17 protein-coding genes and 1 tRNA gene are annotated in these 16079 nt (G+C 58.9%); 14 read left to right on the forward strand and 4 right to left on the reverse strand.

All coding sequences use genetic code 11. The features are described 5' to 3' along the window. Positions 1-67 precede the first annotated feature (67 nt). Genes ACA053_RS08810 through ACA053_RS08820 form a run of 3 tightly spaced genes read left to right on the forward strand, consistent with a single transcriptional unit; the run spans position 68 to position 3270 of the window. The gene (locus ACA053_RS08810; RefSeq protein WP_017337349.1) at positions 68-1477 is read left to right on the forward strand and encodes a circularly permuted type 2 ATP-grasp protein; all 1410 of its coding nucleotides are present in this window, start codon (positions 68-70) and stop codon (positions 1475-1477) included. Between the two features lie 12 nt (positions 1478-1489). Continuing rightward, positions 1490-2440: an alpha-E domain-containing protein gene (locus ACA053_RS08815; protein ID WP_010456611.1), complete on the forward strand. Its 951-nt coding sequence runs from the start codon at positions 1490-1492 to the stop codon at positions 2438-2440. Next, a complete protein-coding gene (locus ACA053_RS08820; RefSeq protein ID WP_497395035.1) occupies positions 2437-3270 on the forward strand; it encodes a transglutaminase family protein in 834 nt (277 codons plus the stop codon). The genes ACA053_RS08815 and ACA053_RS08820 overlap by 4 nt, the downstream gene beginning before the upstream one ends. Positions 3271-3390: 120 nt before the next feature. Here the strand turns inward: ACA053_RS08820 and ACA053_RS08825 are convergent, their stop codons facing one another. After that, a complete protein-coding gene (locus tag ACA053_RS08825; RefSeq protein WP_497316647.1) occupies positions 3391-4212 on the reverse strand; it encodes a c-type cytochrome in 822 nt (273 codons plus the stop codon). Positions 4213-4810: 598 nt separating this feature from the next. Here ACA053_RS08825 and ACA053_RS08830 point away from each other — a divergent pair. The 3 genes from ACA053_RS08830 (at position 4811) to ACA053_RS08840 (ending at position 9010) form a co-directional block, all read left to right on the forward strand. Further along, positions 4811-6016, forward strand: coding sequence for an acetyl-CoA C-acetyltransferase (locus ACA053_RS08830; RefSeq protein ID WP_109628784.1), 1206 nt, complete (start codon positions 4811-4813; stop codon positions 6014-6016). 25 nt (positions 6017-6041) lie between these two features. Continuing rightward, on the forward strand, positions 6042-8186 hold the full coding sequence (locus ACA053_RS08835) for a 3-hydroxyacyl-CoA dehydrogenase NAD-binding domain-containing protein (RefSeq protein WP_497395037.1): 2145 nt from the start codon (positions 6042-6044) through the stop codon (positions 8184-8186). Positions 8187-8281: 95 nt separating this feature from the next. Further along, on the forward strand, positions 8282-9010 hold the full coding sequence (locus ACA053_RS08840; protein ID WP_497316653.1) for an amidotransferase: 729 nt from the start codon (positions 8282-8284) through the stop codon (positions 9008-9010). 115 nt (positions 9011-9125) lie between these two features. On the opposite strand, the gene ACA053_RS08845 is transcribed toward ACA053_RS08840, so the two are convergent. The 3 genes from ACA053_RS08845 to ACA053_RS08855 all read right to left on the reverse strand — a co-directional run bounded on the left by ACA053_RS08845 (position 9126) and on the right by ACA053_RS08855 (position 11871). Beyond that, positions 9126-10097 carry a magnesium and cobalt transport protein CorA gene (locus ACA053_RS08845; RefSeq protein WP_109628790.1) on the reverse strand — a complete coding sequence of 324 codons (972 nt, stop codon included), beginning with the start codon at positions 10095-10097 and terminating at the stop codon, positions 9126-9128. 147 nt (positions 10098-10244) lie between these two features. Continuing rightward, positions 10245-10967 carry a lysophospholipid acyltransferase family protein gene (locus ACA053_RS08850; RefSeq protein WP_109628791.1) on the reverse strand — a complete coding sequence of 241 codons (723 nt, stop codon included), beginning with the start codon at positions 10965-10967 and terminating at the stop codon, positions 10245-10247. Positions 10968-11181: 214 nt separating this feature from the next. Then, positions 11182-11871, reverse strand: coding sequence for a crotonase/enoyl-CoA hydratase family protein (locus ACA053_RS08855; protein WP_131062465.1), 690 nt, complete (start codon positions 11869-11871; stop codon positions 11182-11184). Between the two features lie 307 nt (positions 11872-12178). Between ACA053_RS08855 and ACA053_RS08860 the strand changes: the two genes are divergently transcribed. From ACA053_RS08860 to ACA053_RS08895, 8 genes are all read left to right on the forward strand, one after another. Then, positions 12179-12268, forward strand: a tRNA-Ser gene (locus ACA053_RS08860). Between the two features lie 332 nt (positions 12269-12600). Then, positions 12601-12783 (forward strand): hypothetical protein, encoded by a 183-nt coding sequence (locus ACA053_RS08865; RefSeq protein WP_497395039.1) that lies wholly within the window; start codon positions 12601-12603, stop codon positions 12781-12783. Positions 12784-12906: 123 nt separating this feature from the next. Further along, a complete protein-coding gene (locus ACA053_RS08870; protein WP_109628795.1) occupies positions 12907-13227 on the forward strand; it encodes a YbjQ family protein in 321 nt (106 codons plus the stop codon). Between the two features lie 187 nt (positions 13228-13414). Beyond that, positions 13415-13600: a hypothetical protein gene (locus tag ACA053_RS08875; RefSeq protein ID WP_131062468.1), complete on the forward strand. Its 186-nt coding sequence runs from the start codon at positions 13415-13417 to the stop codon at positions 13598-13600. A gap of 339 nt (positions 13601-13939) precedes the next feature. Then, positions 13940-14311, forward strand: a complete 372-nt coding sequence (locus tag ACA053_RS08880; protein WP_010456583.1) for a hypothetical protein — start codon at positions 13940-13942, stop codon at positions 14309-14311. A 192-nt stretch (positions 14312-14503) separates the two neighbouring features. After that, positions 14504-14932: a glycine zipper domain-containing protein gene (locus ACA053_RS08885; protein ID WP_109628799.1), complete on the forward strand. Its 429-nt coding sequence runs from the start codon at positions 14504-14506 to the stop codon at positions 14930-14932. Between the two features lie 126 nt (positions 14933-15058). After that, positions 15059-15241 (forward strand): hypothetical protein, encoded by a 183-nt coding sequence (locus ACA053_RS08890; RefSeq protein ID WP_109628801.1) that lies wholly within the window; start codon positions 15059-15061, stop codon positions 15239-15241. Between the two features lie 106 nt (positions 15242-15347). Next, the gene (locus ACA053_RS08895) at positions 15348-15560 is read left to right on the forward strand and encodes a hypothetical protein (protein WP_109628803.1); all 213 of its coding nucleotides are present in this window, start codon (positions 15348-15350) and stop codon (positions 15558-15560) included. Positions 15561-16079 lie beyond the last annotated feature (519 nt).

Below are 16079 nucleotides of genomic sequence, written 5' to 3' on the forward strand. Positions count from 1 at the left end.
ACAAAGCGTTTCTGCCGATGGCACGGGCCTTGCGAAGCCTAGATGTCCGGGTGACAAGGAGTACGGCATGATCCGCACCTATTTTGATGAGATGTACGATGCCGGCGGCCAGGTCCGCCCGCATTATCGGGAGTTTGCCCGTTGGCTGGCCGAGACGCCTGACGAGCTTTTGGCACAACGGCGACGCGAGGCCGATCTGTTATTTCATCGCGCCGGGATTACTTTCACGCTCTACGGTGATGAGCAGGGCACAGAGCGCCTGATTCCTTTCGACACCATCCCGCGCAGCATCCCCGCCAGTGAATGGCGGATCGTCGAGCGCGGCTGCATCCAGCGGGTCAAGGCGTTGAACATGTTCCTCGCCGACCTCTACCATGAGCAGCGCATCATCAAGGCCGGCATCATTCCGGCCGAGCAAGTGCTGGCCAACGAGCAATACCAGCTGGCGATGCAAGGGCTCGATCTGCACCGCGATATCTACTCGCACATCTCCGGCGTCGACCTGGTGCGCGATGGTGACGGCACGTACTACGTGCTCGAAGACAATCTTCGTACACCCAGCGGCGTGAGCTACATGCTCGAAGACCGCAAGATGATGATGCGGCTGTTCCCCGAACTGTTTTCGGCCCAGCGCATCGCGCCGATCGATCATTATCCGAACCTGTTGCTCGACACCCTGAAAAGCTCCAGCCCGATCGATAACCCGAGCGTAGTGGTGCTGACGCCGGGTCGCTTCAATAGCGCGTTTTTCGAGCATGCCTTCCTGGCGCGGGAGATGGGCGTCGAGTTGGTTGAGGGCGCGGACCTGTTCGTGCGTGACGACAAGGTGTTCATGCGCACCACGGACGGGCCGAAAGCCGTCGACGTGATTTACCGTCGCCTCGACGATGCGTTCCTTGATCCGCTGGCGTTCAACCCGGACTCGATGCTCGGCGTTCCAGGGCTGCTGTCGTCTTACCGCTCTGGCAACGTGGTGCTGGCGAACGCCATAGGCACCGGGGTGGCGGATGACAAGTCGGTGTATCCGTTTGTCACCGACATGATCCGTTTTTACCTGGACGAAGAACCGATCCTGAAGAACGTGCCGACGTTCCAGTGTCGCAATCCTTCTGAGCTTTCCCACGTACTGGCCAATCTTCCAGACCTGGTGGTCAAGGAAACCCAGGGCTCTGGCGGGTACGGAATGCTGGTGGGGCCGGCGGCGACCGCGGCGGAAATCGAGTCGTTCCGCGCACGGATAAAAGCCAAGCCCCACGCGTACATCGCGCAACCGACGTTGTCGCTGTCGACCTGTCCGACCTTTGTCGAAAACGGCATCGCGCCACGTCACATCGACCTGCGTCCGTTTGTATTGTCTGGCCGCGAAACCCGGGTTGTGCCCGGTGGTTTGACCCGTGTCGCCCTGCGTGAAGGCTCCCTGGTGGTGAATTCCTCCCAGGGCGGCGGCACCAAGGACACCTGGGTAGTCGAGGATTGAAGGAAGCTTGCCATGTTAAGTAGAACTGCCTCGGATTTGTATTGGATGTCGCGTTACCTGGAGCGGGCGGAAAACCTCGCACGGATGCTCGACATCAGTTATTCGCTGTCGCTGATGCCACAGGATGGTCGCGGCGACGGTCTGCACGAACTGGCCATGCCGCTGCTGATCACCGGCACCCTGGACGATTACCTCGAGCGTCACGGAGATTTGCACGCCGAACGGCTGCTGCATTTCTTCGCCCTGGACGCGGCCAACCCGGCGAGCATCTACAGCTGCCTCGGCGCAGCGCGGGCCAGTGCCCATGCGGTGCGTGGGCGAATCACCGCCGACATGTGGGAAAACATCAACGCCACCTGGCTGGAAATTCGCGGGATCGCCGAACAAGGCTTGAGTCGCTACGGCATGAGCCGTTTTTGCGAGTGGATCAAGGAACGTTCCCACCTGTTCCGTGGTGCGTCCTACGGCACGATCATGCGCAACGATGCGTTCCGCTTCATCCGCCTGGGGACGTTTATCGAACGGGCCGACAACACCTTGCGCCTGCTCGACGCCCGATACGAAATGGCCGGCGATCAGGCCGAAGCGGTCAGCGATGGCACGGCTCACGCGTATTACCAGTGGAGCGCTTTGTTAAGGGCGTTGTCGTCGTTCGAGGCTTACACCGAGATCTACCGCGACGCACCCGGCGCCCGGCATGTGGCCGAATTGCTGTTGCTGCGCGCCGATGTGCCACGTTCCTTGCGCGCCTGTACCGAAGAAATCGACCAGATCCTTGCCCAACTGCCGGGGGCCAATGGCCGTCCCGCGCAGCGTCTGGCGGCGGAAATGGACGCGCGCCTGCGCTACACCGGCATCAACGAAATTCTCGACGAAGGGCTGCACGCCTGGCTGACCGAATTCATCCCGCTGGTGCGCCAGTTGGGTAACGCCATTCACAGTTCCTACCTGGAGGCTGCATGAGACTTTCCATTAGCCACGAAACCACCTATCACTACGAAGATCAGGTGCGGGCGAGCATCCAGTACCTGCGGCTGACACCCCACGACAGTGAGCGCCAGCACGTGCTCAGCTGGCAACTCGACCTGCCGCGCCCGGTGCGTGCGCAACTCGACCCGTTCGGCAACATCCTGCACGTGCTGACCATGGACGAACCCCATGAGGCGATCATCATCGGCGCCCGGGGCCAGGTGGACATCGACGAACTGCGCGAAGCCGAACATGAGAGCCAGTCGGCGCTGCCGTTCCTGCGCTTCACCCGGCTGACAGAAGCCGACGAGGCGTTGCGTGCGTTCGCTGAGAAAGAATGCAAAAAGCGCCGGGATCGTACGGCGCTGATCGACTTGATGCATGGTCTGAATTCGCACATGACCTACACGCCGGGCTCCACTGAAGTCGACACCAGCGCCGCCCAGGCCTTCGCCGGGCGTTCCGGCGTCTGTCAGGACCACACCCATGCGTTCCTCGCGTGTGCTCGCAGCCTGGGCATTCCGTCGCGTTATGTGTCGGGTTATTTGTACAGCGAGAACAGCGAGCACTTGGCCAGTCACGCCTGGGCCGAAGCCTGGCTGGATGACGCCTGGTACAGCTTCGATGTGACCAACGAACTGGCCCGCCCCGAGCGCCATTTGAAACTGGCCGTGGGCCTGGATTACCTGGACGCCTGCCCGGTACGCGGCATGCGCCGTGGCGGTGGGTGCGAGCAGATGCATGCGAAGGTGTTTGTGTCGCCGACGCCGACGCCGACGCCGATGCCGGCGCCGGCGCCGGTTATCTCGGTCCAGCAGCAATAACCGCAGCACCAAATAACCCCTGTGGGAGCTAGCCTGCTAGCGATAGCGGACTGTCAGTCACAACTGTACTGACTGACGCACCGCTATCGCGAGCAGGCTCGCTCCCACAGGGGGGAAGTGTCAGGGCTTAGCTTTGCGCCCGGCCATATGCTTCAAATACCCCACCAGCATTTCCAGATCCCCCTCCGGCAATACCGTCGCCGCAAACCCCGGCATCTTCGCCTGAGGCCACTGCCGCAAGCTCTGCGGATCTCGAATGTAGCGCTTTAGAAAATCCGCCCCAAAGTACTCGGTCGGGTTAAACGGAATGTTCAAGTCCGGCCCGAACTGCGCATCCCCGGCACCGTTCAATCGATGGCAGGCCAGGCAATTTTTCTGAAACAACGCAAAGCCTTTATTCACCGGATCATCCGGCTTCAACGCAGGATCAGGCAGCAGGGCAGGGAAGCGCTCGGCCACCGGCGCCATGCGCTTGATGCTCGCCACTTGAAACGGCCATTGCTCAGGGCTGATGTTGCCGGCCTGCGGATCGACCCAAACCAGATAAAACGGCCCGGCGCCGGGTTTCCCTTCGGATAAGGCAGGCCACGGCTTGGCCGGGTCTTCAATCGCCAGCCACGCGCGCGCGCCCTTGGTGTTCAGCAATGGTGCCGCCGACAGTTCTGCGGCAAACCCGTCCAGCGCCACGGCTTGCAGATGATCTTCAGGCTTGATGCCGGTCAACAATGCCGCCAACGGAACTGCGCGATAACTCATCTCCCGCTTGTAGGAAACGTCGTCGCTGATGGTGATGGTCTGGGTCTGAGGGTGCTTGAGCAATTCCTCGGTCTGCCAGGTGCGACTGCTCGCGCCCAACTCGAGATTGAGCTGGGCGGCATATAGAGGCGTGCTGAGCAGCAAGGCCCCGAACAGAATGAGCGTTTTCAAATGATCGCCGTCCATGTCGTGGAAGTGCCATAAAGGTTGGCACACCCACGCTGGCCCGGGTAGCGAACCAGTCACATTTTTAAGAGGGCGATATAAAAACCTGGCGCCGTATTATTTGAAGTCCGACTAGCCGATCACCTTGGTCAGGTTCGGCAAAATCAACAACAGCGTAGTGGCGAAAAGAATGAGCCCGGCTTGACGTACTTTCGAATGCTTGAACATGGCTTGACCGCCTTTATTGTTATTTCCTGATGCTTGCCTGCATATCTCCATGACGGCAGAGCGCTGAACTTCCTGTAAGACGAGTGCCTCGGCAAAACCCGACGACAACTTCGTATATGTTCACCTTAGAGCCCGCGTCACGCTTGGTTTAGATCCATTTCGTATGGTTTTATCACTTAAAGCTTTTAAAAACGCATGAGGCCTATTGCCAGCTTCTTGGGCGCCCGTCTGCTAGACAGCTTGGTGACGTGAATCGGTTAATCCACACTCGAACGACCGTCCGTCTGAGCGTGACCGTCAACGCCAGTGAGCACTGCGGTCATTGAATCCATGGCGGCTCGGCCTAAGGTGGAAGCTCAGTATTTACTCACCGCCCAGGTTCGAGGACGTCATGACCCAAGCTTTGATTTTCGACGCGTTACGCACGCCCCGTGGCAAAGGCAAGGCCGATGGCGCCCTGCACAGCGTCAAACCGGTGAATCTGGTGGCCGGGCTGCTCACGGCGTTGCAGCAGCGCACTTCGCTGGATACCAGTCAGGTCGATGACGTGGTGCTCGGCTGTGTCACGCCGATCGGCGATCAAGGCTCGGATATCGCCAAGACCGCGGCACAGGTCGCCGATTGGGACGTCAGTGTGTCCGGCGTGCAGATCAATCGCTTCTGCGCTTCGGGGCTGGAAGCCGTGAACCTCGGCGCGATGAAAGTCCGGTCTGGTTTCGAAGATCTGGTGGTGGTCGGTGGCGTCGAGTCCATGTCCCGCGTACCGATGGGCAGCGATGGCGGCGCTTGGGCGCTGGATCCGGAAACCAATCTGCACAGCCATTTCACCCCGCAAGGCGTCGGCGCCGACCTGATCGCCACGATTGAAGGCTTCAGCCGCGAGGACGTCGATGCCTACGCGCTGCATTCCCAGCAAAAGGCAGCGCGCGCGCGGGCAAACGGCTCGTTCAACAAGTCGCTGGTGCCGGTGCAGGATCAGAACGGCATCATCCTGCTCGATCACGATGAGTTCATCCGCGCCGAATCCACCCTTGAAGGCCTGGGCAAGCTCAAGCCAAGTTTCGAGATGATGGGGCTGATGGGTTTTGACGCCACCGCGTTGCGCGTTTACAGCCAGGTGGAACGGATCAACCACGTCCACACCCCGGGCAACAGCTCCGGCATCGTCGATGGTGCCGCCCTGATGTTGATTGGCTCCGAGGCCAAGGGCCGGGCGCTGGGTCTGCAGCCACGGGCGCGGATCGTCGCCACCGCCGTGACCAGCACCGATCCGACCATCATGCTCACCGGCCCGGCACCGGCCACTCGCAAGGCACTGGCCAAGGCCGGGCTGCGGGTCGAAGACATCGACCTGTTCGAGGTCAACGAAGCCTTCGCCTCGGTGGTGCTGAAATTCATCAAGGACATGGCCATCGACCCGGACAAAGTCAACGTCAACGGCGGCTCCATCGCCATGGGCCATCCGCTGGGCGCCACTGGCTGCGCGATTCTCGGCACGCTGCTCGATGAACTGGAAATCCGGCGCCTGCGCTATGGTCTCGCGACCCTGTGTGTCGGCGGCGGCATGGGCATTGCCACCATCATCGAACGCCTCTGAGCCCCGACCTTAAGGAACAAGTGACATGACCGAAGCCATTCGTTACGAAAAAGGTCAGGACCAGATCGTCGTCCTGACCATCGACATGCCGGGCCAGAGCGCCAACACCATGAACGCGGTCTATCGCGAGGCCATGGCCGCCTGCGTCGCCCGTCTGGTGGCCGAAAAGGACAGCATTGCCGGCGTGATCATCACCTCGGGCAAGAAGACTTTTTTTGCCGGCGGTGACCTCAATGAACTGATCAAGGTTGGCAAACCCGAAGCCAAGGCCTTTTACGACATGGTCCTGACACTCAAAGGCCAGCTGCGCACTCTGGAAACCTTGGGCAAACCGGTGGTGGCCGCGATCAATGGCGCGGCGCTGGGCGGCGGCTGGGAAATCTGCCTCGCCTGCCATCATCGCGTGACGCTGGACAGTCCATCCGTACAACTCGGCCTGCCGGAAGTGACCCTCGGCCTGCTGCCGGGCGGTGGCGGTGTAGTGCGCATGGTGCGGATGCTGGGCATTGAAAAAGCCTTGCCGTACCTGCTCGAAGGCAAAAAAGTCCGGCCGCAACAAGCGTTGCAAGCCGGTTTAATCGATGAGCTGGCAGCGGATCGCGATGAATTGCTGAGCAAGGCGCGAGCCTGGATTATTTCCAATCCGGCGGCCGTGCAGCGTTGGGACGTGAAGGGTTATCAGATTCCCGGCGGCACGCCGTCGAACCCGAAAGTCGCGCAAATGCTCGCCATCGCGCCGTCGATCCTGCGCAGTAAAACCCAGGGTTGCATGCCGGCGCCGGAGAAGATTCTCTGTGCCGCCGTTGAAGGCGCCCAGGTGGATTTCGACACCGCACACCTCATCGAAACCCGCTATTTCACGGAACTGACCACCGGCCAGATCTCGAAAAACCTGATTGGCACCTTCTGGTTCCAGCTCAATGAAATCAACGCCGGTGGCTCGCGGCCCAAAGGGTTTGCGCCTTACGTCACGCAAAAAGTCGGTGTGCTCGGCGCCGGGATGATGGGCGCGGGCATTGCTTTTGTCAGCGCCTCGGCCGGCATCGACGTGGTGCTCAAGGACATCAACCTCGCGGCAGCGGAGAAGGGCAAGGCCCACTCGGCGGCGCTGCTGGACAAGAAAGTCGCGCGCGGCCAGATGCTCCCGGAACAGCGAGAGGCGATTCTGGCGCGGATCCACACCAGCGAAAGCGATGCGGACCTGGCCGGATGCGACCTGATTATTGAAGCGGTCTTCGAAGATCGCGAGCTGAAAGCCAAAGTCTCCTCGGCGGCGCAGAAAGTCGTCGGCCCGTCCGCCGTGATTGCCTCCAACACCTCGACCTTGCCGATCAGCGGCCTGGCCACCGCAGTGCCGGATCAAGCGAAGTTCATCGGCCTGCATTTCTTCAGCCCGGTGGAGAAAATGCCGCTGGTGGAAATCATCAAGGGCGCCAACACCAGCGACGAAACCCTGGCGCGCGGGTTCGATTTCGTCCTGCAAATCAAGAAAACACCGATTGTGGTCAACGACAGTCGTGGCTTCTTCACTTCGCGAGTGTTCGGCACCTTTACCAATGAAGGCATCGCGATGCTCGGCGAGGGCGTGAGCGCGCCGATGATCGAGACCGAAGCGCGCAAGGCCGGCATGCCGATCGGGCCTCTGGCGATCTCCGATGAAGTTTCCCTCAGCCTCATGAGCCATATCCGCCAGCAAACCGCCAAAGACCTGCAAGCAGAAGGGAAACCGCTGATCGAGCACCCGGCGTTCGCCGTGATTGACTTGCTGCTCAACGAATACAAGCGGCCCGGTAAAGCCGCAGGAGGCGGGTTCTACGAGTACCCGGCCGGTGGCCAGAAACATCTGTGGCCCGAGCTCAAGACCCGTTTCGAGAAAGCCGACGGGCAGATTTCGCCAAAGGATGTGCGCGATCGCCTGTTGTTCGTGCAAGCCATCGAAACCGTGCGGTGCGTGGAGGAGGGCGTGTTGACTTCGACGGCGGACGCCAACGTCGGCTCGATCTTCGGCATCGGTTTCGCGGCCTGGACTGGCGGGGCGCTGCAATTCATCAACCAGTACGGCGTAAAAGACTTCGTTGCCCGCGCGCAATACCTGGCCCGGCAATATGGCGAGCGTTTTGCGCCGCCGGCGTTATTGCTGGAGAAAGCGGCCAAAGGGGAGACCTTCTAAGGGACGTATGACGCCTTCCGGGGCTTGCCTTGTCACGGTGTTTCGAGGCAGGCTCTGGGGTGTGCATTATTCCCATCACGTGTCAGGTATTTTTTATGTCGTTACGCATCTGCATTCTGGAAACCGACATCCTGCGTCCAGAGCTGATCGATCAATATCAGGGTTACGGGCAGATGTTCCAGCATCTGTTTTCGCAGCAGCCTATCGCTGCAGAGTTCACGGTGTACAACGTGGTGCAGGGCGAGTACCCGAGTGATGATTTGACGTTCGATGCCTACCTTGTCACGGGCAGCAAGGCCGATTCCTTCGGCACCGATCCGTGGATTGAAACCCTCAGGGCTTATCTGCTGACTCGCTATAAGCGCGGCGACAAATTGCTGGGCGTGTGCTTCGGCCACCAGTTGCTGGCGCTGTTGTTGGGCGGCAAGAGTGAGCGTGCGACCCAGGGCTGGGGCGTCGGCACTCACCAATACAAACTCGCTGCCAAGGCGCCGTGGATGAGTCCGGTGCGTGAAGAGCTGACGCTGTTGATCAGCCACCAGGACCAGGTGACGTCGCTACCGGAAAACGCCACCGTGATCGCGTCGAGCGATTTCTGCCCGTTTGCCGCGTACCACATCAACGACCAAGTGCTGTGCTTCCAGGGGCACCCGGAATTCATTCACGATTATTCCCGGGCGCTACTGGAGATTCGGCAGGAGGCGCTGGGTCAGCAGGTTTATACGAAAGGCGTGGCGAGCCTTGAGCTGGAGCATCACGGCACGACCGTTGCGGAGTGGATGATGCGGTTTGTGGCGCACAAGCCAGAAGCTAAAGCGGTTTAAAGCCGTGCAGTGAATGTGTGGCGAGGGAGCTTGCTCCCGCTGGACTGCGAAGCAGGCCCATTTTGGGGCAACTTCGTTGCCCTGCGGGAGCAAGCTCCCTCGCCACAAAAGCGTTTCAAAGCCACCCTGACTTCTTGAAACTCGCCCACAAACTCACGCACCCCACTGCAATAAACCCCAACACCCCGAAATACCCGTAGTGCCAGGTCAACTCCGGCATGTTCTGGAAGTTCATCCCGTAAATTCCCGCCACTGCTGTCGGGAACGCAAGAATCGCCGCCCACGCCGCAAACTTGCGCTGCACCACGCTCTGCCGTGACGCCTCCAGCAACACTCCGACCTCAATGGTCTGGCTGGCAATATCGGCCAGGGTCGTCAGGTCTTCCATCTGCCGTGTTACGTGAATCTGCACATCGCGGAAATACGGGCGCATGTTCTTGTCGATAAACGGAAAGTTCAGCTTCTGCAGTTCCTCACCAATCTCCACCATCGGCGCCGCATAACGACGCAAGCGCAACACGTCCCGGCGCAGGCCATGGAGCTTCTGGATGTCGTGTTCATTCAACGCGCTGCACAGCACGTTGCGCTCCAGCTCATCGATCTCGGCATGGATCGCTTCGCCCATCGGCTGGTAGTTTTCAATCACAAAATCGAGGATGGCATAGAGGACGAAATCTTCCCCGTGCTCCAGCAGGATCGGACGCGCCTCACAACGCTGGCGGACCAGGGCGTAGGACGCCGAGTGACCGTTGCGGGCGGTAATGATGTAACCGTTGCCGGCAAAGATATGAGTCTCGATGAACTCCAGTTTTCCTTCGTGCCGGATCGGCGAATACGTGACGATAAACAAGGCGTCGCCGAAGGTTTCGAGCTTCGGTCGGCTGTGTTTTTCCAGGGCGTCTTCGATGGCCAGTTCGTGCAGGTTGAACTGACGTTGCAGGTTGGTCAGCTCCAGGGCGTTCGGCTCTTCAAGGCCGATCCAGACAAAGTGGCCAGGCTTTGCAGCCCAGGCAGCGCCTTCGTCGAGGGTGATATTGGTGACTTTCTTACCGGCGCTGTAAACCGCAGCAGCAACAACTCTACCCATGATTCAGGTTCACTTCTTATTTGCAGGTGGCAGTGGCAGGCAGTGCTCAGCTTAGCCTTGTCTGCTGCTTGAGAGTCAGTGAAATCTGCCGAGTTCGCCGGCAAAAGTCCGCAGGCGAAAAAAAACCCGCACTCGGCGGGTTTGTTATCAAGCGGCTTGCAGTTGCCGATCCATCGACTCGATGCACTCACGCATCTGCTCGCGGCACTGGGCCATCAGCAGAGGCATGTCGTCCAGGCTCATTCCCGCCGTAGGAATCGCCGGCAGCGAGCGAATCAGAATTTTCCCACTGCGCCAGCGGTTCAATCGCATGTGTTTGACGTAACTGCTGACACACACCGGCACGATTGGCACGCCCGCGGCGATCGCCATCTGGAACGCGCCTTTCTTGAACGGCAGCAACTCTTCACCGAAGTTGCGCGTGCCTTCGGGAAAGACCCAGATCGAGGTGTCTTCATGCTGCAAAGTATGGGTGGTGGTCAACATCGACTGGCGCGCCTTGTGCGCATTGCCGCGATCGATCAACACATTGCCGGCCAGCCAGAACAACTGCCCGAACAGCGGCACCCACTTCAGGCTCTTCTTGCCAATGCACACGGTGCGGCGGGGCACCACGTTGCCGAACACGAACAGATCGTAGTTGGACTGGTGGTTGGCGACGATCACGCAGCTGTCGGGCTTATCCATCAGCGGCCCGACATCGGCCTTCACCCGCAAACGCAAAATACACATCGCCGGCCACGCATACAGGCGCGCGCACAAACGGCTGTTGTCCGGGTTGAACGGACGGCACAGGCCCAGAATCACCCCCAGCACACCGGCCAGAATAAAGTGCAGGCCCATCAATAACATACGAAACACGAACAGCATTTACAGGCCCCACCGGGACAAAAGGTGGCGCAGTGTACGGATGTGCACTGTTTTCGGCAATTGCCGCTATAGAGGGTGGAGATAGGCGATGTTTGTGCGCATGTTTCCGACTTGTGGGTCAGACGCGTCCTAGAGCGGTTGTGAGATTTTCAACAGCGCACGTACGAAAAAGCCCGACACGACGGTCGGGCTTTTCGGTGCAGCGTGTCTGGGCTCAGCCCATGTGTTCCTGATCCAGTATGATCGCGTTGTCCAGCGTATCGAGCAGCGCCTTGCGCACTTTCAGCTTGGTGTTCTTGTGCGCGGTCATGTTGATCTTCTTCAACTGGCGCGCAGCCGCCAGCGCAGCACCTTGCAGCTCTTCGGCCGACACCACCACGTCGAGGAAACCGGCATCCACCGCGCTCTGTGGGTTGAACATCTCACCGTTGATGACGGAGCGGTGGAACGCCGACTTGCGCAGGCGATCACGTGCGATCTCGATACCGGCGTGGTGCATGGTCATGCCGATCTGCACTTCGTTCAGGCCAATGCTGAACGGACCGTCGACACCGATGCGGTAATCCGCCGACAACAGCAGGAACGCGCCCTTGGCCACTGCATGCCCAGGGCACGCGACGATCACCGGGAACGGGTGCGACAACAGACGACGGGCCAGCGTCGAACCGGCCGTCACCAGCGCCACCGCTTCTTTAGGGCCGGAGGTCATCACCTTCAAGTCATAACCGCCGGACAGAATTCCCGGCGTACCGGTAATGATCACTACCGCACGATCAGTCACCGCCTGATCCAGCGCAGCATTAAACGCAGCAATCACGTCCGGGGAGATGGCATTGACCTTGCCATTGCTCAAGGTCAGGGTCGCGATACCGTCTTCGAGGTGGTAGGAAATCAACTCACTCATGACGCTATTCCTTGTATGAAAGTTGGGCAGACGTTACCCACCGCGGCAGGCCAGGTAAAGCGCCGTGACTGACCCGCCAGTCACCGTTTCCCCGCCGGGCAAGCGTAGCCCGCCACTCCTGCCGTGCATTCCTCTCCTTATAGAAGAGGGCGCGAAGCCGGAGATTGGCAGGTTTGCCATCGCCCGGAACCGACAGGAACGACTAAATCGCTAAGCGCATGAAAATTCTGCAAAAAAAGTTTGCCATCAGAAAAGCTTTCGACTACATTAGCGCGCCTCGACAGACAGAACATGTTTGACGAGATACGGTGAAGTGTCCGAGTGGCTTAAGGAGCACGCCTGGAAAGTGTGTATACAAGAAATTGTATCGAGAGTTCGAATCTCTCCTTCACCGCCAAATTCGATGTAACCAGAACCCCTGATTTCGAGAGAAATCAGGGGTTTTGTGGTTTCTGGCGTTAGTATTTGAATCATGGCACCGTTGTTGGCTCAAGCGAATAAGCGAAGTCGCTTCTGAAAATGGTGTAGGAATAGTGAAAGGCGTGTGGGAAGTAACGCAGGAGCGCCAAGCGGATGGGGGCTTCCGACGGTTCAAACGACTCAAATGAACTCTTTCGTGAAGGGGTATTCGTTTCGTACCCCTGGGGTACAAAATGAATCAAAGGCAGCGCATAGGGCGTTCCCCCCACTATTCGGAATGGACCCACGTACGTTATGCAGGAAATGACCATGAAGCAGGCAGAGCTGGAAAAGGTTCATGTGGAAATCGTCAAGCTGATGGCTGAGCAGCGAAAGCTGAACACTGAAGCCGGCAAGATGACTCGTGAAACCTTCTGGTATCCGGTGGCTGTTGCGACTGGACTGATTGGCACGGTGGCAACCATCACGACGGTGTTGATCAAGCTTCTTTGACTCTGTAAATATGCCTGAAGAACTGTGATACCTGATTATCGAAGCCCAGCCGTTGCTGGGCTTTTTGTTTTCAACGATTGGCCGCAGAGGAATAATGCGTGCCTGAATAAAGAAGGAATTCCCATGATCACCACCACCACCCACGCCATCGAAGGCCGTCAAATCACCGCTTACCTGGACATCGTCAGCGCCGAGTCGGTGCAGGGCGTAAACGTTATTCGCGACATGTTTGCCGGAATGCGGGATTTTTTCGGTGGGCGTTCTCAAACGCTGGAGCGGGCGTTGAAGGAAGCGCGGATTCAGGCGACCGAGGAGATCAAGGAGCGTGCGCGGGCGCTTCAGGCGGATGCGGTGGTCGGGCTCGATTTTGAGATCAGCATGCCGGCCGGAAAGGGCGGGATGGTGGTGGTGTTTGTGACCGGGACGGCGGTCAAGCTGAGGTGAGTGAAGCAATAGGCCTGTTTATTCGCTAGTGGGTTTTGTAGGAAGCGGCGTGGTCCATTCGTCGGGCACGGGGAAATATGAATTACAAGTCCGGTAATGACCGGCTAGTCTCAAAAGCCTTGGTGGTCGATATTTTTCAGGCAATAGGGCTTGCCGGTATCGATCCCGCTTTGAGAGGGGAAGAGCTATGGCTGATCCGTATATCGAAGACGACGGGGCAGAATTTCCAATCAACAATTGCGTGCAGTGTGGCCAGACGGAGTATGTGGCGGGCTTTGGTGAAGATCCGCTCGAGACCAGCAAAGTGAAATCTGCAGCGACCAAAGTGTTCAAATCGAAATTCAGGCCCAAAGTGGTGCCGCCCACGAAGTAATGATCAACCGGACGAACCCCGCCAATGAGTGGGGTTTTTTGTTGTTAGAGGGGCTCTATACCCCCGGAAATGGCCGACAGACAAACGAAAATTTTTCTGTTGATGTTTTTTCACAAACTTTTCACACCCGCCTACGTAGTCTCAGCTCATCCGTTAGAAAGCAGTACCCTAGCCCGTTCCCCAGCGGGCTTTTTTTTGCCTGTCATAAAACCTTTTCCATAAAAGCTGTCCAACCGTCGCCAATTGCGAGAAGGGGGGCGATTTTGTGTGGACGTTTTCCTCCTCGAAAGCATTCAATCCCCGGCTTTTCGGTATTCTCTATTTTTGAGGTTTTTCGTCATGCGTTTAACACTGCCTGCTCTGGTTCTGGGACTTCTGGTGACTCAAGGTGCGATGGCTGCCGGTGATGGCACCGCTGCGATCGGTGGTGGTCTGGGTGGTGCGTTGGGTAACGTGGTCGGCCAGAGCATGGGCGGCAGCACCGGCGCGGCAATCGGTGCGGGTGTTGCGGGCGCAGCCGGCAGTGCGGTGGCAGCACGTAAAGGCAGCCGCACCAAAGCGGCCATCGGTGGCGGTGTCGGTGCGGCCGGTGGTTCGGTAATCGGCAACAGCCTGGGCGGCAAGACCGGTTCGACCATTGGCGCAGGCTTGGGCGGCGCATTGGGCGGCGGCGTGGGCAGCAATCTGGCCAAAGGTCACAAGCGTCACTGATTCTGATCGATCGGATCGAACAGCCCGGCTAGATGCCGGGCTTTTCGTATCTGGATGTTTCTTTTTCTCCTACTTCGAATTTACCGCTGTCCAACCTTCATCGCTGGCCGGATTCAGTGAGTGCAGGTGCTAGACTCACGCCCATCCGCAAGGCGTACTTTCACCCCCGATGCGGAATTTGAGGTTCATATCATGCGTTTGACATTGTCCACGTTGTTTCTGGGACTTCTGGTCGCTCAAGGTGCAATGGCTGCCGGTGACGGCACTGCGGCAGTTGGCGGTGGTATTGGCGGTGCACTCGGTAACGTAGTGGGTCAGCAAATGGGCGGCAGCACAGGCGCAGCGATTGGCGCCGGCGTTGGCGGTGCTGCGGGCAGTGCGGTTGGTGCGAACAAGGGCAGTCGCACAGAGGCAGCGATTGGCGGTGGATTAGGCTCGGCAGGCGGATCGGTGATTGGCAATAGCCTCGGCGGTTCTACCGGTTCGACCATTGGCGCAGGCCTGGGCGGCGCAGCAGGTGGGGCAGTAGGCAACAATCTGGGCACCGATAGTGGCAAGTCTCATTCCGGTGGCGGACACAAGCATAAGCACAAGAACAAGCACAGAAACAAAAATCACTGATTCGACATCAAGTGACACCAGAAACCCGGCCCAGGCCGGGTTTTTCGTATCTGCCTGCAGCGCTCCGGAACGTTTGGCCCCAGGGCGCCTCGAACGTCATACACCCCAAACGTTGTGAGGACTGCCATGACTCCTGAAACCGAAGGCAAGGAAGAAAAAGGCCCGAGTGGGCTTCCGTTCATCAATGACCCCGGCAATGAAGATCCGGGTTCTCTGATGGATGACGCAACGGTACCGCTCAACGATTCCGATGACGCCGGCGATGTGGGAAACCTCGAGTATGAAGACGAGGAAGAAGACGAAGATTGACCTGCGTGGTGGCGCAATCGACCGATCGTCCCTCTGATCGAACGCAAGCATTGCCCAGCCCTCGAAATTTCAGGGCCTGCCTTTCAGGCCCTTCGAGAGGTGCTTTATGAACGCTGATCCGAAAGTCGACGATGTCGACGACACCCCTGAATACCCGCTGCCTTCGCCCACCGATTCATTGAGTCGCGATCAGCGCCCGCCTGACGACGACACCGCAGTGGAGCAAGTGCCGACTGATGATGTGAAGCGCGGCGATGTCGAGGCGATCCCCGAAGACCCAGACATTGCCGGTAACGATGGCTCCGGTGAGCCGAGCTAAAAAACCATTCGTCGATTGAGCGGCACCTTTAAAAAGCCAGCGCTGCCAGAAATCAGGTACGCACTTTTTTAAGGAGATGCACCATGATCAGGTCAACATTGATGGCCCTGACGGTGAGCAGCGTGTTGTCGATCAGTTCAATGGCGGCGTTTGCTCAATCTTCCGGCGCGCCGGTGGATAAGGGTGGAATGCCGCCGTCTACTGAAATGAATGCGGGCTCTGACGATGCGAAGACGCTGCCGCCGGGCTCCATTGGCGGTGGAAATGCGGGGGATGCGAACGGGAGTAGTACCAGCCCGGGGGCGGGAAGCGGGTCGATGAGTGGTGGAAGTTCGACTGGGAGCGGTTCTGGCGGTGGGTCTGGAGGATCCGGTAGTTCTGGTGGTTCAGGAATGAGTGGCGGTGGGAGTGGTGGGAGTTCGGGGAGTGCGGGAGGAGGGACGGGTAGTGCTGGGGGTGGGACTGGTGGTTCGGGTGGTTAAACAGCTCAATGTTTGAAGTTGAATGCCCAGCGATCTG

The organism is Pseudomonas sp. LBUM1672 (assembly GCF_059695655.1).